Raw genomic sequence first — 22,365 nt, 5'->3', positions numbered from 1 at the left:
ACTCCTGCCTAAAAAGGCCAGTACTCAGAAGAGAAGAATTGTGTGAGCCAGCCTTCTTTCTGTGCAGATGCAAAGGTACCTGTGCCACTATACTGAATGCGAGCATTGGCAATCTTAGTTGATATAACTTCATTGGTTGGGCTGATATCCGCAGGACGCACAACTCCCGTTAATCGAATATATTCATTGCCATTGTTAAGCGTCAGCCATTTCTCTCCGCGTACTAATAAGTTCTGGTTAGGAAATACTTTCATCACGGTGACAGAGATATCACCACTTAAATTATTACTTTGATTGGCTGATGCATCCCCAGTGAACTCATTTGAACTGTCGATGCCTAGTTGTACAGATTGAGAGCCAATGTTGACGGCGTTTCCGCCTAATCCAATAATTGGATTCACATCGAGTGCCGTTTCTTTAGAGGTAGTGGTACCTGCCGATTTCGTGGCACTGGTGTTTTCTTGTAAGCTCACCGTAATAATGTCACCTACTCGGCGTGCTTTGACATCTGAATATAAGCTATTTGCCATATCAGCCTGAAAGATTGAGCCGTCTTCGGCAATTTTCTGCCGCGGTAGCTCTGCCGTAATAGGTGCATAGTAAGGGTCATTCGGCATGATATCCGGCTCAGGCGTGCTTTGGCAGGCGCTGAGTAATCCACTTAATCCAATGACATAAAAGGCTTTCATAATATTAACCATTAAAGTTGTTGAATAACCTGACCCAACATTGAATCCACAGCTGAAATTACTTTGGAGTTCATTTCGTATAGGCGTTGAGATTCTATTAGATTGACCAGCTCTTCAGTCACATTAACGTTGGATGTTTCAAGTGCCCCTTGAACCACCGTACCCAAGCCCTCAAGGCCTGGAACCCCTTGGATAGGCGCGCCACTGGTCGCCGTTTCCACATACAGGTTTTGACCAATCGGTTGTAACCCCGTCATATTGACGAAATCAGATAAGCTGATTTGGCCTAACACTTGTGGGTCTGCTTGACCACGAATAGAGGCCGATACCTCGCCGTCTTGAGAAATCGTAATTTGCTGGGCGTCTTCAGGCACAGTAATGTTGGGCTGCAGTAAAAAGCCCGCCCCAGGCGTAACAATCTGACCTTCGTCATTAAGGGTAAATTGACCATTACGTGTATACGCAATTGTGCCATCTGGTTGCTGAATTTCGAAAAACCCACGCCCCTGGATGGACATGTCCAGCGCATTTTCTGTGGTCAGCATATTGCCTTGGGTATGGGCTTTTTGTGTGGCGACCACTTTGCTACCTGCGCCTAACATCAAACCCGACGGTAACTCAGTATCCGCTGATGAACGTCCCCCTGGCTGGTTAATATTTTGATAAAGCAAGTCTTCGAAAATCGCTCTATCTTTTTTAAAGCCAACAGTACTGGCGTTTGCAAGGTTATTTGAAATAACAGCCACATCAGTTTGTGCTGCATCGAGTCCGGTTTTGCTGATCCATAATGCTGGGTGCATAGGACACCTCCTCTATAAAATTTATCTTAAGCCTGTGTTTGCTATACGGCTATTCAACTAAGGCTAAATAATGCGCAGCAATTGGTTCGCTTTCGCATCTAAATCACTGGCTTCTTTCATGAACTTCACTTGCATTTCGTAGTGGCGCTGTAAGCTGATCATATCGACCATTTCTTCCACTGGGTTCACGTTGCTGCCTTCTAGCATGCCGTTGCGAATGCTAACCCTAGGGTCAAGTTGCGCCAACTCGCCGTCTTTTTGACGGAACAAACCATCGTTGCCCCGCTCAATGTTGTCTAAATCTGGATTGACTAATTTCAATCTGCCCACTTCTTCTAGCACAGTTTCAGGCGCACCTTGTGGCCTAACTGAAATGGTCCCATCACCTGCGATGTTGATGTTAGAAAGGGGGATTGGCAGAAATACTGGGCCAAACTCACCAACAATCGTGTTTCCAGATGAATCTTGTAATTGCCCATCGGCACTTATCTGTAAACTACCATTTCGGCTATAGGCTTCAGCACCGTTGGCATCTAGTACCGATAACCAACCTTCGCCTTGAATAGCAACGTCTAAGTTTCGCTCGGTTTGGATCATCGCCCCGCCTTCAAAGTTGTTGGCAGGGTTCTCAGTCATGGAAAAAACCCGAGTCGGTAAGCCGTCACCAAACGCTGGCATACTGCGTGCCTGTTCTAGCTGTGCTCGAAAACCCGTTGTTTGGGTATTGGCAAGGTTATTTGCTCGCACGGACGTACCAAGAAGATCTTGTTTAGCTCCGCTGGCGGCAATATAAAGCAATTTATCCATGACAACTTCTTGACGAAAAGTGAATTTACTAAGAACTGTGCAAGTAAAGTGCCATTCATAGTAAACAGCATATTAATTAAGCAGAGGTTGAATGAAGGCCCTAGTTTAAACCCAGTTAAATTCAACCTATAAAAAAGGCCACATAACGTGGCCTTAGGATAATAAATGTTTGAAATTATTAACGAATATTCAAGATAGTCTGGTTAAGTTGGTTGTTAACTTCAAGGGCACGTGAGTTCGCTTGGAAGTTCCGCTGAGCGATGATCAAATCAATCAATTCAGTGGTCAAATTCACGTTTGCTTGTTCTAACGCTGAAGAGTTAATATCCCCAAAGGTACCAGTGGTTGCCTCACCGGCAAGTGCTTCACCGGATAAGATACTTTCTTGCCACTGGGTATTACTTTGCTGAGTTAACCCTTGGTCATTGGCAAAGCGTACCAAGGCCACTCGGATAATCGGCTCTGATGTACCATTAGAGTAAGTTGCTCTTACTAGACCATCAGCACCAATATCAATACCTGTTAACCGGCCTACAGCTAAACCATCTTGCTCCAATGAAGTGACTTCAAAAGCAGAGGCAAATTGGGTCGGCTCATCTGCCGTTGCCACATTGGGATCAAAGGCAAAGTTGGTTGATATTGTTTGAGATGGATCTGAACCATTGGCTAGAATAGTTCCGCCTAATGCAACGGATGTAATATCGCCTGTTGGACTTGGGGTACCATCAGCATTTTGAATTTCAGTAAAATCCCCCCCTGCGCTAAAGGTCATACGATAACCAGCCACACCAGTACCAAGAGACGTTTCCCCCACTACATTTGGCCCTGTGGCTGGTGGATTACCTATCGTGTCCCCTTCTGTGTTAAGCGGTTGTTCGTCCATGTAAGTTGCAACGACCCACTCATTACTGGCAGCAGCCGAATCTTTCATAAAGTAATACGTCATAACGTGGCTATCACCGAGTGAATCAAACACGGTAACAGAAGTCGCAGCATTATAAGTAAGTGGATCTGATGGGTCGAAAAGATCCAAGTTGACCGCATCATCACCCGCTGGCAAGTTCATTTTCAGTGATACTTCAGACGTTGGCTGAGGTGAACCTGACGAGTCAGGGATACGTACAGGCTGAGTGGTACTTAATGCAACAGACGAAGAGGTTCCATCTGGGTTAACAGGGAAACCAAGTAAGTTATCGCCGTTAGAGTTCACCACGAAGTTTTCAGCATCAAGCTTGAACATACCTGCACGGGTAAAAGAAAATTCACGTGAATCAATTTCAGGGATCGTGGCAAAGAAACCATTACCTGTTACCGCAAGATCCAGTGAGTTATTGGTAAATTGCAAGCTACCTTGCGAGAATTGTTGAGCAACTTCTTGCGTTATTACGCCGTCACCTACCTTGGTTTTACCGCCTGCTAACAGGGATGATGCATAAACATCACCGAACTCTGCACGTGACTCTTTAAAACCTACAGTATTGACGTTAGCAATGTTGTTAGCCGTTGTATCTAAGTCTCTTTGCGCAGCGGAAACGCCACTCAATGCAATATTAAAAGACATGTTATTTTCTCCTGTTAACCACCAAGTTGAATGACGTCGTCGAGTTTGACACTGACATCACCATCTAGATTTAAAATGACACCTTGGCTGCTGCCAGCGAGGCTGACGCTATCAACATGCCGATTGACCGCTGTAACAAGCTGTTGCGGTTCGCCTGAAACATTACCTTGTGCTTTCACCACATAATTGCCAGGGGGCATAAAATTACCGCCTGCATCTTTACCATCCCAGTTGAACTGAATATTGCCCGCAGGTTGTGTGCCGATATCAATAGTCTTCACTATGCTACCTGACTCATTTTCAATGGTAATTTTAGTATTAAGCGTAGTGGTGTCGTTAATAACAACTCCTGACACACCTTGTCCTTCACTGGCCATGTGAGCCACGTCACCTTGTAGTAAAACTTGCTGACCTATCAAACTAGACGCTTGCAGCGCTTGATTTGATGTCATAGAAGTAGCAAACGTCTCAAATTTTTCATTCAGCTGGCTAATACCGTCTGCCATGGTGAAACTGGTCATTTGAGCCACCATTTGATCATTATCCACCGGCTTACTCGGGTCCTGATTCGCCAGTTGCTCGGTCAATAATGAGAAAAAATCCTCTTGTGACAAATTCTGATTGCTATCGTCAGCCACCGGCACCGTTTCTGGTTGCCAATATAGGTCACTGTTTAAGCCGTTTTTAATTAATGTATCCACGTCTGTACCTCAAATTATCCGGTGCGCGAGCGCTTAGCTGCCTTGGCCTAAGCGCAATACATTTCTAAACAGACGTTTAGTCGTATCCGCCACTTGAACATTGGTTTCATAGGCTTTTGACGCAGACATCATGTCGGCCATTTCTTCCACTATGTTCACATTTGGTTTATAGATATAGCCGTTTTCATCCGCCATTGGATGGCCAGGGCTATACTCGATTTGCAATGGTGCTTGGCTCTCGACGACGCCTAACACTTGTACGCCTGTACCTGCATTTTGCTCTTGAGAAGCGCGTTGCAATTCAGCGGCAAAAACAGGATGACGAGCCTTGTAAGTTTGGTCGTAGCTGCTACTAACAGAGTTTGCATTAGCCACGTTACTCGCTGTGGTATTTAGACGCACACTTTGCGCACTCATTCCCGTGCTGGCGATATCCATTACGTTAAATAAACTCATTAGCTTTGGCCTCCGCTGATGGCTTTTTTCATGCCTTTAATTTTACCGTTGAGAAACTCGACGCTAGCCTGATAACGCAAGCCGTTATCTAAAAATGCGTTACGTTCGACTTGTACATCAACGTTGTTGCCATCGCCTGTATCAGGTTGATTGCTTATGCGAAATTGCATTTCACCTGAGCCTTGCATGTGGCCTTTAATATGGTTTTCATGAGTGCGGGTAAGATTTTGGCTACGCCCACTCTGCGCGCTACGCATAGCATCTTGAAAATTAATGTCACGTGCCTTGTATCCCGGCGTATTGGCGTTGGCCAAATTGCCAGCTAAAACCTCCATACGCTCAGTACGGACTTGCACGGCCTTGTGAGTGAATCCCATTAATTTGTCTAAACTGATTGCCATTTGCTTTACTCCTCATTCGTCGGGAATAAAGCAATAGCTATGCCACAAAATATTTGGCAGTGGAGAGGGGTAAAGGTAAGACTTTGAAATTACTAAGTTTTTTTAACGTAATAAAGACCGCTGCCACTACGATTCATGTCGAAATCGGTGGAAATTCCGGTCATCGATTCCGATGCGCCAACAAAAAGAACCCCTTGTGGTTGCAGGCAAGCGGCAACTTTTTGCAGTATGGATGCCTTGGCACTTGCCGAAAAATAAATCAGTACGTTACGGCAAAATACGACATCATAGCGAACCGCAGTTGAAAACGGCGTGAGCAGGTTAATCGGTCTAAAGGTCACTAAACTGCGTACGCTTTGCTTCAATATGCTAGAGTTCGCCCCCGCAGGGGTGTCAAAAAACCGTGCTAATCGCTCCGCTGATAACCCTCTTGAAAGGGATAAATTATCGTACTTGGCTTCCTTCGCCAAACTCAACATATCACTGGATATATCCGTTGCGATAATTTCAATGCCAGCAGCAAATGCGCCAGGATTGCGCGCCTGGTATTCAAGCACTGACATAGCAATAGAATATGGCTCCTGCCCTGAAGAGCAGGCAGTGCTCCATACTTTGACCGGTTTTTTAGCTTTGGCTAGTAAAGGTAATAAGGTATTTTGTAGAATTTCAAACGGATAGCCATCTCTAAACCACAGGGTTTCATTTGTGGTCATGGCGTTAACAACGGCATTCATTAATGTCACGTCATAGCCTGAAGTCGTGCGTTTTATCAAGTCAGATAATGATGGATAATTAAACTTAACCACTAAAGGCGAAAGACGGCTGATCACTAAATATTGCTTGTTATCCCCTAAGACAATGCCGCATCGATCTTCAAGATAACGGCAAAATACTCTGTATTCCTGCTCATCAAGTGTTTGACGGCTCAATAGATTTTCCTTGATGGTTATTTACTGTCGAACCACTTTTGCACTGACGTTACCAGTTCATCTGGGTGGAATTTAGCAATAAAATCATCTGCTCCCACCTTTTGAACCATAGCCTGATTAAAGACACCGCTTAAAGAAGTATGTAAAACCACGTGCAAATCCTGTAACGCTGGATTATTTTTAATCTCAGCAGTAAGGGTATAGCCGTCCATTTCCGGCATTTCAATATCAGATACCAGAATACCCACTTTATCTGTAATATTGCCGGTCTCTTCGGCCAATGCTTTTAAGCGATTCAACGCCTCAAGGCCATTTTTGGCCATCTCTATTTCTAACCCTAGTGTAGACAGAGCTTTCTTGACTTGATTGCGCGCTACGGAGGAGTCATCAGCAATAAAAATAATTTTTTCACGTTTGTTTTCAACCGAGATGCTCGATACGTCGTCACTTACATCAGTACTAATGGGGGAAATCTCATTTAAAATCTTTTCAACGTCTAATATTTCAATAAGCTCCTTTTCAAACTCAGTGACTGCCGTTAAGTAACTCGCCCGTCCACTGCCTTTGGGTGGCGGCATAATCGCCTCCCAATTGGTATTGATAATTCGCTCAACAGCTCCAACAAGAAACCCCTGCACTGAGCTATTGTATTCCGCGATAACAACAAAAGCGGAGTCTAAATCGAGAATTGGTTTGCCACCAGTCGCCATGCTCATATCAATAACCGAAATGGTTTGCCCTCGGATATGGGCGATCCCGCGAATATAGGAATTTAACTTTGGAATAGAGGTCAATTTTGGACATTGCAGTACTTCTCGTACTTTAAATACATTAATGCCAAATTTTTGCCGACCGTTTAATCTGAATAATAATAACTCTAAGCGATTCTGCCCAACCAATTGGGTACGCTGATTAACTGAATTCATAATTTCAGACATGTAAAACTCCGTGAAAATTAAAATCGGCGTAATAGTTGCTTTGACCTTAATATCGCGGCAAATACTTCGCTCATTACGCTAAATCGTCTAATTTTTGACGCTATGCTCAGCCTGTATTTGCCTAAGCATAGACAAATCGGTCTCAAGTGAAAATGAATAATATTGCTATTTATAAAGTGCTTGTATCAATCACCTTACTGGCTTTTACCCATTCAGTAGGCTTTGCAAGCACAAGCAGCCATAAAACGCGCTCAGCACAGCTAATTACCGGCGCAGAGCAATTCGTGGCATCACAAATCAATACATCGGCAGAGGCTCACTTAAACATTAGCACAGCTGACATTGATGAGCGGATAAACCTACCTATTTGTCCCACTCCAATTGTGTACAGTGTCAATGCCGACTCTTTACAGCAGAGTAATATAGCGGTCAAAGCCCAATGCCAGCAAACAAATTGGTATATGTATTTAATGGTAAACGTGAAACAAATGCAGCCAGTGGTGGTAATTTCAAACGCGGTAAGTCCAGGTACAATATTAAACCAGAGTAACATTAAGTTGATCGATATGAACCGCTCACTGCTGAGACGCACGACATTTTCAGCGCTGGATGATGTGTTAGGCGCTAGGATCAAAAGACGCGTACGACCCGGCCAACCTATTACACCGAATAATTTATGTTTTGTCTGCAAGGGTGATACAATTGTCATTAATGCTTCAAACTCGATGATGCAAGTCAAGGCGACGGGAGTTGCAATGCAAGATGGTAATATTGGAGACACGATAAGCGTCACCAACAGCCGCTCTAAAAAGCAAATTAATGCGCGCGTTGCCAGTACCAGCGAAGTCGTTGTTAATATATAGGTGAAACACCGTTACAACATACAAAAATTGTGTAAATCGCCCTAAAGATTAGTCCTAGGATGCCGATACAATATTTGAGGAAAGTTTATTAAGGTCAGGTAGTCATTATGTCTATTAACAATGTTAACAACAATGGTCAAAAGCAAGTTATTGATAACCAAAAAGTTAATCAACAACAGTCGCAAAACCATCAAGCGAGTGAAGCTGCTGCAAAGAGCACTTCAGCGCAACCTGTACGTCAAGACTCTGTGTCGCTAACGCAATCTGCACAGCAATTAGCGCAAGTACAGAAAAAGAGTACCGAAGCACCAGTCAATCAAGAAAAGGTTGATAGATTGAAAAAAGCGATTCAAAGCGGTGAATACAGTGTTAATCCTGAGAACCTTGCGAAGAATATAGCCTTGCAAGAATCAGATATATTTGGCAGAAACTAGTAGCGGCAGCATAATGATTGCCTACTAAACCACAGGCAAAACGAATGTCAGAATTAATAAAAGCAATAAAAATACAGTTCGACCATCTCGAAAACCTCATTCAAGCGCTTGACGCTGAGCTACATCTCATCAGCACCAGAGACGCAGAAGCCCTAATAAACCTGCTTAAAAATAAAGAAGAATTGCTGACAAATATTCAACAGCAAGACGATGCGATAAGCCAAGTATTCAACGCCACCAGTGAGCAAGAGCGCACAAGCGATGAAGTTACTGCGCTATTTGAACAAGCGAAAAAGCTAGTTTCAGAATGTGAATACCGTACCAAGATTAATCAAACCGCGGTTGAACAAGGCCAACTCAGACTTGAACATTTACGCACCTTATTACTTGAGTCTCGCGCTAAAGAGTCCATGACCTATGATAAGAGTGGAAAAGCGCGTGGCGGCAAGAGCGGTCGAGGGATCAGCGCTTAGTCTGCACAGTTGCAGGTATTCCTCCATTTCATTCTTCTCTGGTTAACCGGAATCATCCGCGCTAAGTGTATGTACTGACTCGATGATTGAGTGTTTTTTTGTTGCATTGAACGAATTGCGGCAAGTAATTGCCGCAAAACACCGTAATACCAATTCCTTAAATAATCCTAGGCTATACCGCAAGCCTGTTTTACGACTAGTAGTAATGAACGTCTTTCACACGTTTAGGCCGTGCAGTAGAAAGATATATGTCATACACACGTTTGAAATCTAACTCTAACTCTGTGGCATACAAGTCCTCTCCCACTGGGTAACTTTTGATTACCCGCGCACCACGAATCACCCCTTGTACCGAACTAGATAAACGCTCATCCGATAACAAAAAATTAGATAATGTTTGGCTACCGTCAACTTTTTGGCCATACACCTGCTCAGTAAGTTCGCGATATGCATCGAGCTTAGAAGCTTTAATCGCCATTAGCATTTTAGTTGAGTCTGTATCGCCTCGTTGCCCCTTGATTGGTGCATACCCAATGGCGGACAACACAGGGTATTCTTGTGGTTCTACTACCTCCCACTCAACCTGTTTATCAAACACAGAGGAACAACCGCCAAGCACCAAGCTTAAGCTCATTAAGGTAAAATATAATTTTTTCATATTGATTCCAGTGCTAATAGGCCTACCAGCAATTGCCGCTTTGTGACCAGTATCATGTGTATGGTATAGGTCTTAGCAAGAACTGCACCTACATTCGGTTACTTCATGGGAATCAATAAATTTTTTTGTTAAATGTCCCTTATAGGTATGAAAAATGCTTAATCAATGCAATGACACAAAGATGTCGAATGTCTACTTTGTCCTTTGCACTAGCACTCGGCGCAAAAAGACCGATTGCGAACATTCTAAGCGAGTAAACTATTTATGCCTAAGTTACGTCAATTTCTAGCTACCGCTGTTACTTTAATGCTATTGGCAGCGAGTTATTTACCCATGCTGGCGAATGCGGCGTGGTTTGAAGCGACGGGGCAAGCAATAATTAATAATGGCAATAAAGCTTTAGCCAAAAAGCAAGCAACACAAGAAGCGATTAAACAGGCTCTGATGTTTGCAGGGGCATCTATCACCAGTGTTCAAGCTATGTCGAACGGGTTATTGGAGAATGACCGCTTCGAAGTGCGCAGTGGTGGTGAAGTAAATGACTTGGCGCTTATTAGCGAAACCTACCACGATGACTATGTGACGATTACTATTCGAGCGGACATCTTCGCGCATAAGAACCAATGTACTGCAGCACAATACAAAAAGCGCCTCGTCAGCACATGGTTTCCAATTCGTGATCGTCAACAAGGTCTTACCGGAGGGCTAACAGAGTTTGGCCAAACCATTAGCGAACACTTTGAACACCAGTTTAATCAAACGAGTCGATTCGCCCAGATAACGCAACGAAAGCCCTACTATTTGTCAACGCAAAGCCCTGACATCACAAACGACATCATCACGCTCGCACGGCGTACTGATAACCAATATGTTTTAATTGGTGAGATTACCGAACTATCGGTAGAGCGCACTTCACGAAACGCCCTGCTATTTTGGCAAGACGCGCCGTTGACCAGAAATTTTCGTTTAGAACTCTCCCTCTATGATGGCAACAACGCGGCGTTACTTAAACAAGAAAACATCGCAATCAATAGCCCTTGGGAGTTCGATTTACACCAGCAAGTTAGCCCTACTAGTCAACTATTATGGCAATCCCAATATGGTAAAGCGGTTACCGCGGCGATAGCTGAACAGGCGACATTGATGGATGAAGCATTAAGTTGCTTACCCACATACGCACGCGTTTTACAAGTGCACAGTGAACAGGTCACGATAAATATTGGTCAACAAGACGGTGTACAAGTCGGCGATGAGGTCACTTTGTTTAAGCATGCACAATTCATTGATCCGATAGGCAACCTTCACCAACAATTGCAGCTTCATCCAAATAAGCTAAAAGTGATACAGGTATTTAATGACACAGCCTTGGTCAAATCAATATCTGGCGCACCGTTGGCGAATGTTCAAGCAAACGATTTCGTTGCGCGCCAGTAGCACTTTCATTCTTAGCGGTGCTAAGCAATAATAGCGAGGCAGAAAAAGTGATAATGCTTAGGCAGTCCCCGTAGTTTAATGGATAAAACGAGCCCCTCCTAAGGGCTAGATCTTGGTTCGATTCCAGGTGGGGATACCAAAGTGCGTTATGAACAATCTAATTGACTTATCGAAGCCATCGCCACCTGCTCAAAGCAGCTATTTGGTCTCTTCGAATCGTAATATGTCATACCCTTTCCTTCCCTGCGTAGTGCTTTATTGTGTAACGCTAGTCACAGACAAGCATGTTCGGCACAACCTATTCCTTTTATTTTTTATTTTTTATTTTTTATTTTTTATTTTTTATTTTTTATAAATAACGAAAACATCACAGAATATCACCAATTCACTAGCGTTAATCTAATAGGCGATATTTTTAAAGCCTTTTATATTAATCAACAAAATATTCCTCTGCGCATTGAAAAATAACTACTCACCTGCACCCTTTAAGTTATTGATAATAGTTTGCATTACCCTTTGTCTTTACATATTATCCCTGCGCTTTTTTACATGCTTGACACACTATCAACACAAAAGTAACGGATACCTAAATTAAAATGAAAAGATCGCTACTCGCTACCTCTATAGCACTGACAATGTTCTCAGCCATTGCACAAGAAACGCCAAATAACAAAGCCATTGAAACTGTTACTATTTACGGTAATCAACTCAAAGCGCAGGAAGCGACAGGAGCAGCTCAGTATATAGGTGAGCAAGACCTAGAAAAATTCGCTTATACAGATATTCAGCGCATTATTAGACAAGCACCAGGTGTCTCTCTGCAAGTAGAAGATGGGTATGGTCTTCGCCCTAATATTAGTATTCGTGGTGTTGCCACAGAACGCAGCGGTCGCATCACATTACTCGAAGATAATGTGTTGATTGCTCCTGCTCCTTACTCTGCGCCATCGGCCTATTACTTCCCAACCGCTGGGCGTATGAGTGCATTTGAAGTAGTCAAAGGCCCAGCTGCTATTACACAAGGGCCTTATACCATAGGTGGAGCAATCAACATGCTTTCCACCCCAATTCCGAGTACGCAAAGTGGGCAGGTCACTTTAGAAGCGGGCCAAGATGCAACATATAGAGCGCATGCCACGATAGGGGGACAAAATGATAAGGGCTTTGGTTACTTACTTGAGGCACACCAATGGCAATCGGACGGCTTTCAAGACATTGACCGTAGCAGCAACGACACAGGTTTAGATGTAACCGATCTGACGATGAAACTAGCCTATGCACCGAAGAATTCGCGCCATAGTGTTGAGCTTAAATTGCAATACACAGATCAAGACTCAGAGCAAAGCTACCTAGGTTTGACCGATGCTGATTTTGCGGACGATGCTCAGCGTCGCTATGGTTTGTCAGCACTGGACAATATCAGTACTGAACATACTCAGGTCATGTTGAACTATGCATATCAAATCAATAAAGATCTCAATTTTACCGCTGTTGCTTACAACAATACCCATGAACGTGATTGGTTTAAAACCGAAGGCATTGACTTAGATGGAAGCGACAACGCACAAGATTTCTCTAGTACCAGTTGGTCAAATGTTATTTCGGCTATCAATAATAATGAAGCAATCGGCGACACAAGTGTTGCCATGCTGCAAGGCATTCTAGATGGAACCATAGATACCGAAGCAGGCAGTATTCAATTGCGCTCAAATAGCCGTGAGTACTATTCACGTGGAATTCAATTCGGTTTGAATTGGGATAAGCAAGTTGGTGAAGCGAAACACCACATTGAATTCGGTGTTCGCCTGCATGAAGACGAAGAAGATCGTCTTCAGCGCAACAGCACTTATCAACAGGTAGACGGCCAGTTATTGTTAAGTGATTTAGGCGAGCTTGGTAACGCGGGTAACCGAGTACAAGACGCTGATGCATTAGCGATACATGTTTACGATCGCATCGAATTAGGTGATTGGGTATTCACACCAGGGCTACGTTTTGAAGATATCAGCCAAAGCCGTACCCGGTACACCGATGGTGCTGAGCGCGTGTTTCGAGATGATAGAGAAAACGATACCACAGTCTTGTTACCTGGTTTAGGTGTGTTGTACAAAGTCGATGCCAATCTAAACCTTATCGCAGGTGCCCATAAAGGCTTCACTGCACCAAGTAACTCGCCAGGAGCAAAAGAAGAAGAAGCAGTTAACTATGAGTTCGGTTTTCGCTACAACAATGACGCTTTGAACGCCGAGCTCGTATATTTTCTGAGTGATTACGACAACATAGTAGGCGTATGTACCGCCTCTTCAGGTAGTAATTGTGAAATCGGCGATGCGTTCAATGGTGACGCTGCAACTGTGCAAGGCATTGAGTTCTTACTGAAAACCGAGCTCGGCCAATTCAACGGTATTCGCGTTCCGTTCAACTTCACATATAGCTACATTGATAGTGAATTTGATACCGATATTTCTGGAACTGACTTCTTCGGTGATGTTTCTGCTGGCGACAGTATCCCTTACATACCAGAAAGTCAGGGGCAAGTGACCATTGGCCTAGAAGGCAATAAATGGGCAACTTATCTTAATGCAGTTTTCGTTGATAGCGTGTGTACCCGCGCATCATGCGACGCATTTGAAGTTACAGACAGCTCATTCATTCTCGACGTGTCTGGTTCATACAATGTGAATGCAGACTTGCGTGTTTTTGCTCGTATTGAGAACCTAACCGATGAAGAAGATATTGTTAGCCGTCAGCCTTATGGCGCGCGCCCTAACAAATCACGCACGGCATCTATTGGCGTAACCTATAGCTTCTAGTTTGCGCTAATTGTAGTAAAGATATGGCAAGTAGCCCTGATCTGGTTAGGTAACCACGTCAGGGCTATTTTTTTGTTTCTATCCCGTCCTATTATCTGTATGTTCCTATCTGGCTTCTATCGTCACTTGACGAATAAATATCTGCGTTTAAATGGGACAGAATGTTTCTAAGCAGTCATTAAGCCCAAATTTTCGTTTAATCAAAGTGATAAGCGATACTGACTTGGTAATTTCTATACAATCAACGTTATAATCGGGCCAGTTGTAATTCGCTAGAGGATGAATACCAATTTATGTCGAATGATAATCCAAAAGATGAAATGCCATCCATGGTATTGGATAAAGACGATCTCGATTCTTATCGTCGTAATCGCGGCCCTGCCCCGTCGAACAAGAGCAAGTCATCTACCACTAAGAACAAAGAGCCGAAAAGCAAAGGTTCTGGTCCTTCTTGGTTGTCCATGCTTTTTTTCATCATTATTTTAGCGGCAGGTATAGGCTACACCGCTTACACCATTGAACAACAAAAGCTGGTAATTATTGAAGCGCAAAAACGAATTGGAGATTTAGAGAATCGACTTTCGGCAACAGGGGAAGAAATGGACCAGTCAGCAGTTGCTTTGCAAGTTAAAGTGACTGAACTCAGTGCCAAAACTCAAGAGCTTTGGGAACAGATGGACAAGCTTTGGGCATCAGCGTGGCGCAGAAATCAATCTGAGATCAAAGATTTAGAAGCGAGCATGAAATCTCAGAAGACCGCCCTAGAGCAATCGATAAGTGCGGTAAAAGGTGAAACCGATGTTAACGCAACCACGGTAGGCCTTTTACAAGAACAATTAGATAGCACCAATAATACAGCTAATCGTTTAGCTGAGTTGTTGAACAAAGTTGAGCAAACAGGCATAGACACGGAACAACAAGTCAACAGCTTGCAGGAAAAGCTCATGTCAACTGCGTTAGCAAGCAATGGCTTAACGGGTCGTTTAGCTGAACTTGAGAAGTGGCGTAAACGTGCGGAAGATCAATTAAAATCGGCGAGTCAACCGGTGAATACGACACAGTAGCAGCCGTTCAAAAAAGCCTGAGTCGGTTAACAGATAGGGCGATATTCACTGGCCGTCAGCGCCCCGCTTAATAAAGACAAAAAAGGAGACCGCAGTCTCCTTTTTCAATCATAGTGCTATCGGATAAATAACAACAGATTACTCAACAAACCCTTCATTGGCTTTTACTGTTAGCGGGTGATAACCAGGCTTAGCTTCTGCGAAGGCTTTTTGCGCCAATATCTTGCCTTTTGGAGTTTGCGACAAGGCCTTGTAAATTGGTTTAACCAGCTTGTTGCGGCCAATACTAACTAAGTAGCTGTGCACCCGAGGTAACGCTGGCTTATACCAATTTTCTACAGCCATTAATAACCAGCTATGCGCTATTTCGTTGTTTTTACTTTCGGTTAAGTCAAATGCCGCATCTAATTCAGCCAACTGCTCTTGAGTCAGACTCTCTGGCATATTATTTAAGAAATAAAGCCATTGATGAACAACCCAATCATCAGCGTCGATGGCTTTGGCTTCTATTTCACCATTAAGCCATTGACTCCGTGCGTCATCTACTATTTTAAATGCATTTGAGTGGGGTACTGGCGCACCTTTAGGAATACCTGGCTCGAATATCCACTGGTGAATTCGATCGGCTGACAACTTATCTGCATAGTCAGTCAGCAAGGTTTCATTGAGATAAGCCATAAACTGATCGGTGGTGATACTTTGAAACGCAAAGTGCTCAAAATAATGTAGCAAGAACTTATCGAAGTTTTCACGCCCGACTTTTTGCTCAAGCTCTCGCAAAAACAGGGCCCCTTTCTCATAAGGAATATTACTGAACACCGCATCGGGATCGCGTCCACGCAAGTCGATGGCTAAGATCTGATCATCTTCAGGTAACGCGTCGATATCTGCTTGCAAGTCTTGGCGACCAAGTACCGCTTCCATGTTATATCTGTCATCACCATAAACCATTTGCATAATACGGTAGGTCAAATACGTCGTGAAACCTTCGTTTAACCATAGGTCACGCCAGGTGGCATTAGTCACGGTGTTTCCTGACCAAGAGTGCGCCAGCTCATGCGCAATCAGTGATACTAAGCTTTTATCACCTGCGATCACAGTCGGCGTGATAAAGGATAAACGCGGGTTTTCCATGCCACCAAATGGGAACGACGGAGGTAGGATAAGCAAGTCGTATCGGTCCCAGCGGTATGGCCCATAGGTTTTTTCAGTCACCTCTAACATAGACTCCGTATCGGCAAACTCATCTGCTGCTGCATCAAGTAATGCAGGCTCAGCATACACACCGGTGCGTTTCCCCATGGGTTTGAACTTTAAATCCCCCACCGCCAAGGCAATCAAATAGGCTGGGATTGGCTGGGGCATAGTAAACTCATACACACCATCACGGGCTGTGTCAGGGTCGTTCGAGGCACTCATGACCGCCAGTAGCTCTTTCGGCGTATGTACAGTCGCATTGTAAGTCACGCGTACCTGTGGTGAATCTTGCAGGGGCATAAAACTGCGCGCATGAATTGCCTGAGACTGAGTAAACAAGAAAGGATGCTGTTTACCTGCAGTTTGTGCAGGCGTTAACCACTGCACACCTGAAGCTTGAGGCGATGTATGGTACGATACAGTGACTTTATCTGCTCCCTCTGGAACAGTGATCGTAAGGGGTGCCCCTAAGAAAGAATCTGCCTTGCCTAAAGAATAAGGCACTGGCATACCGTTAACTGTCACTCCCTTAATCGTTAAATCACGGGTATCAAGAATTAATGTATTGTTGCCTTCTTGCATGCGCTTAACAGATAATTCTACATCCCCTGAGATGATTTTTTTGTCGAAGTTCACATCCAAATCTAGTGCCAAATGCGTCACTCTGATTTGCTCTGGGTTAGAAAAAGAGTGGTAATCTTTGCCTGCTTCAATATTCACTGCTGTATTGCTCAACGCCTTCGAAGTGCTGGGATGACTTGCTTGGCTGGTATGACTCTGTCCTGCGCATCCGCTTAACGCAAAAATGGCTGATATGGTTGTCGCTAAAATTGCTGACTTCATTTTTGTTCCTAATGGTTAGTCCACTGCAAATTGTGGCATAGACAATTCAAGAACAGAACTATTACCCCTTGCTAGTTATACAGTATTTTGTAAATTGAAATTTCTTCACTAAGCCTTATATTGGTGTAAGTGAGTCTCCAATATCCCGCTTATATTCTAATGGAGAGAAATATGTCGTTTGACGAAAAATACCTAGGTGACGATTTTTTATCTGCCATGAGTGATGTCACTCCGTTAGGACCTAACGACAAGGTCAATACAACTCATGCGCAAAAAAGCCTCGCACAACAATTAAGACGAAAAGCGTTAGAGCAACAATTAAACAAAGCGAATAATTTCTTGTCCGTTGAAATTACTCACTTGGTGGCACCTGACGAAATAATTGGTTTTAAACAAGACGGTGTACAAGAGGGAGTGTATAAAAACCTACGCTTGGGAAAATACCCAATCGACGATGTGCTTAATCTACAACAAGGCAGTTTCGAAAAATCTCGCCAATTACTGTTTGATAGGATCAGATTGAATCAAGAAAAAGGGATTCGTTGCATGCTAATAAAGCACGGACGCGGCGAACAAAGTAAACCGATCGCCGGCTATTTAAAAAGTGCTGTAAACCAATGGTTAGTGCAGTTACCTCAAGTGATCGCTTTTCACAGTGCCCAACTCCATCATGGTGGTAACGCTTCTGTGTACGCTCTACTGAAGAAAAGCGAGCAACACAAAATGCATAACAGAGAATTACATCGTAAAAAATAGACGTTTTTTTATGCGAAATTGCCATGCATAAGATATACAGCGGGATATGCTTGCTATCTAAGACTAAGACAACAAAATTTGTGCAATTGAACGAGTTATTTTTCAGCTAGCGAAACGGCATCGCAAGCGGTGTAGGTTGACACATTTGTCGATTTTGGTTGTGATTTTGCTGATGCACTAAAAATTGCAGCAACAATGAGGAATACGACAGTAGCCAAAACACCTGCCAAACCAAATCCTTTAGATGAACGATTCATATCAGTCTCTTATTATTTTGTGGATACTTGCATCCTGCCCTAAAATCTTAACATCCTTTTTACAAGCAGAATTGTAAACTTCTGTCAAGAAACGAACGAATAATAATCAGATTTATCCAAGGTTACAAGTTTTTATTAAGGAAAATCAAAGAATTGAGGATGGAATTTTTTTTATAAACTGCGGAACTTTTTGTTTGTTTTTTAAACACTAGCTGATTTTTACTTTTTTGCAATGATGCAAAAGTCGTAACTTATTAATACCTAAAAAGAAATTGAAAAAAGCCCCAGGTTCGGGGCTTTTTCGCTAGTGAATTTTATTTACCACTAAAATTCAACAAGATAACGCGCTCGTTTAAACTGCTGGCTAATTTGGGCTTAGCCTAAATAAACCCGTGCATTTCTGAACATACGCATCCAAGGGCTATCCTCTTGCCAATCATCAGGGTGCCAAGAGTTTGCTACCGTTCTAAATACCCGTTCGGGGTGTGGCATCATGATCGTTGCACGGCCGTCAAGACTGGTTAAACCTGAAATGCCAGCAGGTGAACCATTTGGATTAGCTGGGTACTGCTGGGTCACCTTTCCGTAGTTATCAATGTACTGAAGTGCAACCGTATTGTTATTTAGCGTGGTATCTAGTCCAGACGCCTGTGCAAATTCAGCTCGACCCTCACCATGAGATACCGCAATTGGCATTTTCGAGCCTTGCATACCTTTGAAGAATATTGATGGCGAATCTTTCACCTCAAGCATGGCTACACGTGCTTCAAAACGCTCAGATTGATTCGTCACAAAATGCGGCCAGTGTTCCGCACCTGGTATAAGTGACTTAAGATTAGATAGCATCTGGCAACCGTTGCACACACCTAAACTGAAGGTTTCATTGCGAGCAAAGAAAGCAGAAAATTCATCACGGGCCATTGCGTTGAACAATATGGATTTGGCCCACCCTTCGCCCGCACCAAGTACATCACCGTAGGAGAAACCACCACAGGCGACCAGACCTTGAAACTCACTTAACGAAACGCGGCCTGCCAGTATATCGCTCATATGCACGTCGACAGAGGCAAAACCTGCACGATCGAAGGCAGCAGCCATTTCAACATGTGAGTTTACGCCCTGCTCTCGCAAAATCGCCATTTTAGGAGCAACGCCTTTGGCTATATAAGGTGCAGCAACATCTTCAGTCACATCAAATGTCAGTGCCGAGTGTAAACCTGGGTTATTCAGGTCATTTTTAGTCGCCAGTTCTTGCTCTGCACATTCAGGATTGTCACGCAGTCTTTGCATGTGATGCGTGGTTTGTGCCCATGCATTGCGATAAACCCCACGACTGCTTTGCAACACAGGTTGACCATCACGAGAAAAACTAATCTGGTCATCGTTTGATAGTGTGCCAATCACATGGCTCACATTCGCTAAACCATTGCTAGCCAATACTGACTTTATATGATTCAACTTATCGGCATCGAACTGGATAACTGCGCCCAACTCTTCATTAAATAAGGCACTGGCGTTGTCACCAGCGAGTCCATCAAGTTCAATCTTCAAGCCGGTATTTCCGGCAAACGCCATTTCCACCAATGTAGTGAACAAGCCGCCGTCTGAGCGATCGTGATACGCATGCAACGCTTTTTCATGCACAAGTTGTTGTATGGCCGTGAAAAAGCCTTTGAGCAATTCAGCGGAATCAACATCTGGTGTTTTATCACCAAGTTGCTGATAAACCTGCGCTAAACAAGACGCCCCCATACGGTTTTGACCTGCTCCTAGGTCAATTAACATCAGGCGCGTATCACCTTTGCTACTCAATTCTGGGGTTAAGGTTTTACGTACGTCTTGCACCGCACCAAAAGCGGTGATCACCAATGACATCGGCGAGGTAACCGCTTTATCACCTTGCGCATCTTGCCATTGTGTTTTCATCGACATCGAATCTTTACCCACCGGAATGGTGAGCCCTAGAGCAGGGCATAGCTCTTCGCCTACTGCCTTCACCGCTTCATAAAGGCCCGCATCTTCTCCTGGGTGACCGGCTGCCGCCATCCAATTGGCCGATAACTTAATGCGTTTCAAATCACCAATATCTGCAGCAGCAATATTGGTTAACGCTTCGCCCACTGCCAAGCGCGCTGACGCGCCATAATTTAGCAAGGCTGCGGGGGTGCGTTCACCCAATGACATTGCTTCGCCTTGATAAGAATCGAAAGCAGCGGCGGTAACCGCGACATCAGCCACAGGGATTTGCCAAGGACCAACCATTTGATCTCGATTAACCAAACCAGTGACAGAGCGATCGCCTATGGTGATCAAAAACGTTTTTTCAGCGACTGCGGGTAAATGCAATAAGCGTAATGCGGCTTCGTTTAAATCAATTCTCGACAGGTCAAACACACTTCCCGTGAGCGTTTTTGATTGTACATCACGGTGCATTTTAGGCGTTTTTCCTAACAATACATCCAATGGCATATCAATCGGTTTGTTGTTGAAGTGGCTGTCATCCAAAGTAAGGTGGCGTGCTTCAGTTGCTTCACCAACCACAGCAAACGGTGCTCTTTCACGTGCACAAATATCTGCAAAGGTTGCTAAGTTTTCAGGCGCCACTGACATAACGTAACGCTCTTGCGATTCATTACACCACACCTCTAGAGGGGTCATACCTGGTTCATCGTTCGGTACATTGCGTAATGAAAAGTTCGCGCCACGTCCACCGTCATTCACCAGTTCGGGAAATGCATTTGATAAACCGCCGGCACCCACATCATGAATAAATTGGATAGGGTTGTTTTCACCCAATTGCCAGCACTTGTCGATTACTTCTTGGCAACGACGTTCCATTTCTGGGTTGTCTCGCTGCACGGAGGCAAAGTCTAAATCTTCATTAGACTCTCCCGAAGCCATTGAGGATGCAGCACCGCCGCCCAAGCCAATGTTCATGGCAGGGCCACCTAAGGCAATTAACTTAGCCCCAACGGTGATTTCGCCTTTTTGTGTGTGCTGCTTACGAATATTACCTAAGCCTCCGGCCAGCATAATAGGCTTGTGATAACCACGTACTTCTTCCCCGTTAAAGCTTACCACTTGTTGCTCGTAAGTACGGAAGTAACCAAGAATATTGGGGCGGCCAAATTCATTGTTAAACGCTGCACCGCCAAGAGGACCATCAAGCATAATATCGAAGGCGGAAACAATACGTTCTGGTTTACCGTATTCGCTTTCCCAAGGTTGTTCAAACCCAGGAATACGTAAGTTAGACACTGAAAATCCAACTAATCCCGCTTTAGGTTTAGACCCACGCCCTGTGGCGCCTTCGTCACGAATTTCACCACCTGAGCCAGTTGCCGCCCCGCTAAAAGGGGCAATGGCAGTGGGGTGATTGTGGGTTTCTACTTTCATCAGAATATCGATATCTTCATGATGATAGCGATACTGGTTATTGTCTGCTTGCGGGAAAAAGCGTCCAGCAAAACTGCCTTCCATCACCGCGGCGTTATCAGCGTAAGCTGAATGTACGAAATCAGGACATTTTTCGTAGGTGTTTTTAATCATTTTGAACAAAGACTTAGGCTGCGCTTGCCCGTCAATTGTCCAATCTGCATTGAAAATTTTATGTCGACAATGCTCAGAGTTTGCTTGGGCAAACATATAGAGTTCAATATCATTTGGATTACGCCCTAGCTTTTCAAAACTACTGACTAAGTAATCCACTTCATCGTCGGCTAAGGCCAAACCTAAGCGCACGTTAGCACTAACAAGCTCTTCACGGCCCCCAGCTAAAATATCAATAGAGGTTAAGGGCTTAGGTGCCTCATGTTTAAACAAGACGCTGGCATCTTGTAGTTCACTGACCACACTTTGTGTCATGCGATCGTGTAATACGTTCTTTAACTGGGCTAACTGAGTATCGTTTAACGGATCAGCATCAACATAAAATGCGCAACCCCGTTCTAAACGTTCAACAGACGCGAGACCACAGTTATGGGCGATATTAGTGGCTTTAGATGACCACGGAGAGATCGTTCCCGCACGCGGAATAACAAGTAATAACCGCCCTTTGTGCTGTTTTTCTTCGATTTTAGGCCCGTAGGTAAGAAGTTTATCTAATACCTGTGTATCACTCTCACTTAACGGTTGACTAACTTGAGCAAAATGCACAAATTCAGCAAACAAAGCATGAACAGGGATATTAAGGGCCTCAATAGACTGCATGAGTTTTTTACTACGAAATTCAGAAAGGGCTGGAGCGCCGCGAAGGACAAGCATAAAGGTAATCACCAAGTTGCAGGGCTCA

General features: G+C 44.0%; 20 protein-coding genes and 1 tRNA gene. 8 read left to right on the top strand and 13 right to left on the bottom strand.

Features of this window, described 5'->3' with window-relative positions; genetic code table 11:
* Positions 1–8 precede the first annotated feature (8 nt).
* The 9 genes from flgH to FX988_RS18875 all read right to left on the bottom strand — a co-directional run bounded on the left by flgH (position 9) and on the right by FX988_RS18875 (position 7,282).
* Entirely contained in the window at positions 9–689 is a 681-nt protein-coding gene (gene flgH / locus FX988_RS18915; RefSeq protein WP_160181647.1) for a flagellar basal body L-ring protein FlgH, read from the bottom strand.
* Positions 690–700: 11 nt separating this feature from the next.
* Entirely contained in the window at positions 701–1,489 is a 789-nt protein-coding gene (gene flgG, locus FX988_RS18910) for a flagellar basal-body rod protein FlgG (RefSeq protein WP_007990062.1), read from the bottom strand.
* 63 nt (positions 1,490–1,552) lie between these two features.
* Positions 1,553–2,296, bottom strand: coding sequence for a flagellar basal body rod protein FlgF (locus FX988_RS18905; RefSeq protein ID WP_160181645.1), 744 nt, complete (start codon positions 2,294–2,296; stop codon positions 1,553–1,555).
* A gap of 178 nt (positions 2,297–2,474) precedes the next feature.
* Positions 2,475–3,857, bottom strand: coding sequence for a flagellar hook protein FlgE (gene flgE, locus FX988_RS18900; RefSeq protein ID WP_007990067.1), 1,383 nt, complete (start codon positions 3,855–3,857; stop codon positions 2,475–2,477).
* 14 nt (positions 3,858–3,871) lie between these two features.
* A complete protein-coding gene (locus tag FX988_RS18895) occupies positions 3,872–4,558 on the bottom strand; it encodes a flagellar hook assembly protein FlgD (RefSeq protein WP_160181643.1) in 687 nt (228 codons plus the stop codon).
* 33 nt (positions 4,559–4,591) lie between these two features.
* Positions 4,592–5,014, bottom strand: a complete 423-nt coding sequence (gene flgC / locus FX988_RS18890) for a flagellar basal body rod protein FlgC (protein WP_160181641.1) — start codon at positions 5,012–5,014, stop codon at positions 4,592–4,594.
* Complete coding sequence (gene flgB / locus FX988_RS18885; protein ID WP_160181639.1) at positions 5,014–5,415, bottom strand: flagellar basal body rod protein FlgB; 402 nt, start codon at positions 5,413–5,415, stop codon at positions 5,014–5,016. The genes flgC and flgB overlap by 1 nt, the downstream gene beginning before the upstream one ends.
* Positions 5,416–5,507: 92 nt before the next feature.
* Positions 5,508–6,344 (bottom strand): CheR family methyltransferase, encoded by an 837-nt coding sequence (locus FX988_RS18880; RefSeq protein ID WP_160181638.1) that lies wholly within the window; start codon positions 6,342–6,344, stop codon positions 5,508–5,510.
* A 17-nt stretch (positions 6,345–6,361) separates the two neighbouring features.
* Positions 6,362–7,282: a chemotaxis protein CheV gene (locus FX988_RS18875; protein WP_160181636.1), complete on the bottom strand. Its 921-nt coding sequence runs from the start codon at positions 7,280–7,282 to the stop codon at positions 6,362–6,364.
* A gap of 152 nt (positions 7,283–7,434) precedes the next feature.
* Here FX988_RS18875 and flgA point away from each other — a divergent pair, with 152 nt between their 5' ends.
* The 3 genes from flgA to flgN all read left to right on the top strand — a co-directional run bounded on the left by flgA (position 7,435) and on the right by flgN (position 9,052).
* Positions 7,435–8,145, top strand: coding sequence for a flagellar basal body P-ring formation chaperone FlgA (gene flgA / locus FX988_RS18870; RefSeq protein ID WP_160181634.1), 711 nt, complete (start codon positions 7,435–7,437; stop codon positions 8,143–8,145).
* A gap of 107 nt (positions 8,146–8,252) precedes the next feature.
* Positions 8,253–8,579, top strand: coding sequence for a flagellar biosynthesis anti-sigma factor FlgM (gene flgM, locus FX988_RS18865; RefSeq protein WP_007990079.1), 327 nt, complete (start codon positions 8,253–8,255; stop codon positions 8,577–8,579).
* Positions 8,580–8,623: 44 nt separating this feature from the next.
* On the top strand, positions 8,624–9,052 hold the full coding sequence (gene flgN / locus FX988_RS18860) for a flagellar export chaperone FlgN (RefSeq protein WP_160181633.1): 429 nt from the start codon (positions 8,624–8,626) through the stop codon (positions 9,050–9,052).
* 196 nt (positions 9,053–9,248) lie between these two features.
* On the opposite strand, the gene FX988_RS18855 is transcribed toward flgN, so the two are convergent.
* Positions 9,249–9,710 (bottom strand): LPP20 family lipoprotein, encoded by a 462-nt coding sequence (locus FX988_RS18855; RefSeq protein ID WP_160181631.1) that lies wholly within the window; start codon positions 9,708–9,710, stop codon positions 9,249–9,251.
* A gap of 264 nt (positions 9,711–9,974) precedes the next feature.
* Between FX988_RS18855 and FX988_RS18850 the strand changes: the two genes are divergently transcribed.
* The 4 genes from FX988_RS18850 to FX988_RS18835 all read left to right on the top strand — a co-directional run bounded on the left by FX988_RS18850 (position 9,975) and on the right by FX988_RS18835 (position 15,021).
* Positions 9,975–11,144, top strand: a complete 1,170-nt coding sequence (locus FX988_RS18850; protein WP_160181630.1) for a flagella assembly protein FlgT — start codon at positions 9,975–9,977, stop codon at positions 11,142–11,144.
* A 64-nt stretch (positions 11,145–11,208) separates the two neighbouring features.
* Positions 11,209–11,283: transfer RNA gene (locus FX988_RS18845), tRNA-Arg, on the top strand.
* A gap of 457 nt (positions 11,284–11,740) precedes the next feature.
* The gene (locus FX988_RS18840; protein ID WP_160181628.1) at positions 11,741–13,957 is read left to right on the top strand and encodes a TonB-dependent receptor family protein; all 2,217 of its coding nucleotides are present in this window, start codon (positions 11,741–11,743) and stop codon (positions 13,955–13,957) included.
* Between the two features lie 293 nt (positions 13,958–14,250).
* Positions 14,251–15,021 (top strand): hypothetical protein, encoded by a 771-nt coding sequence (locus FX988_RS18835; protein WP_160181626.1) that lies wholly within the window; start codon positions 14,251–14,253, stop codon positions 15,019–15,021.
* Positions 15,022–15,159: 138 nt separating this feature from the next.
* On the opposite strand, the gene FX988_RS18830 is transcribed toward FX988_RS18835, so the two are convergent.
* Complete coding sequence (locus FX988_RS18830; RefSeq protein ID WP_160181624.1) at positions 15,160–17,061, bottom strand: M1 family metallopeptidase; 1,902 nt, start codon at positions 17,059–17,061, stop codon at positions 15,160–15,162.
* 171 nt (positions 17,062–17,232) lie between these two features.
* Here FX988_RS18830 and smrA point away from each other — a divergent pair, with 171 nt between their 5' ends.
* A complete protein-coding gene (gene smrA / locus FX988_RS18825; protein ID WP_160181623.1) occupies positions 17,233–17,817 on the top strand; it encodes a DNA endonuclease SmrA in 585 nt (194 codons plus the stop codon).
* 95 nt (positions 17,818–17,912) lie between these two features.
* Here smrA and FX988_RS21655 read toward each other — a convergent pair whose 3' ends face one another.
* Together FX988_RS21655 and purL are read right to left on the bottom strand one after the other, a co-directional pair.
* Entirely contained in the window at positions 17,913–18,074 is a 162-nt protein-coding gene (locus FX988_RS21655) for a hypothetical protein (protein ID WP_201751605.1), read from the bottom strand.
* A 375-nt stretch (positions 18,075–18,449) separates the two neighbouring features.
* Entirely contained in the window at positions 18,450–22,337 is a 3,888-nt protein-coding gene (purL, locus tag FX988_RS18820) for a phosphoribosylformylglycinamidine synthase (RefSeq protein WP_160181621.1), read from the bottom strand.
* Positions 22,338–22,365 lie beyond the last annotated feature (28 nt).

It is taken from the genome of Paraglaciecola mesophila, from assembly GCF_009906955.1.
GTDB classification, from domain to species: domain Bacteria; phylum Pseudomonadota; class Gammaproteobacteria; order Enterobacterales; family Alteromonadaceae; genus Paraglaciecola; species Paraglaciecola mesophila_A.
Note: the sequence above shows the minus strand (reverse complement) of the source record. Positions and strands in the feature narration are given on the sequence as shown.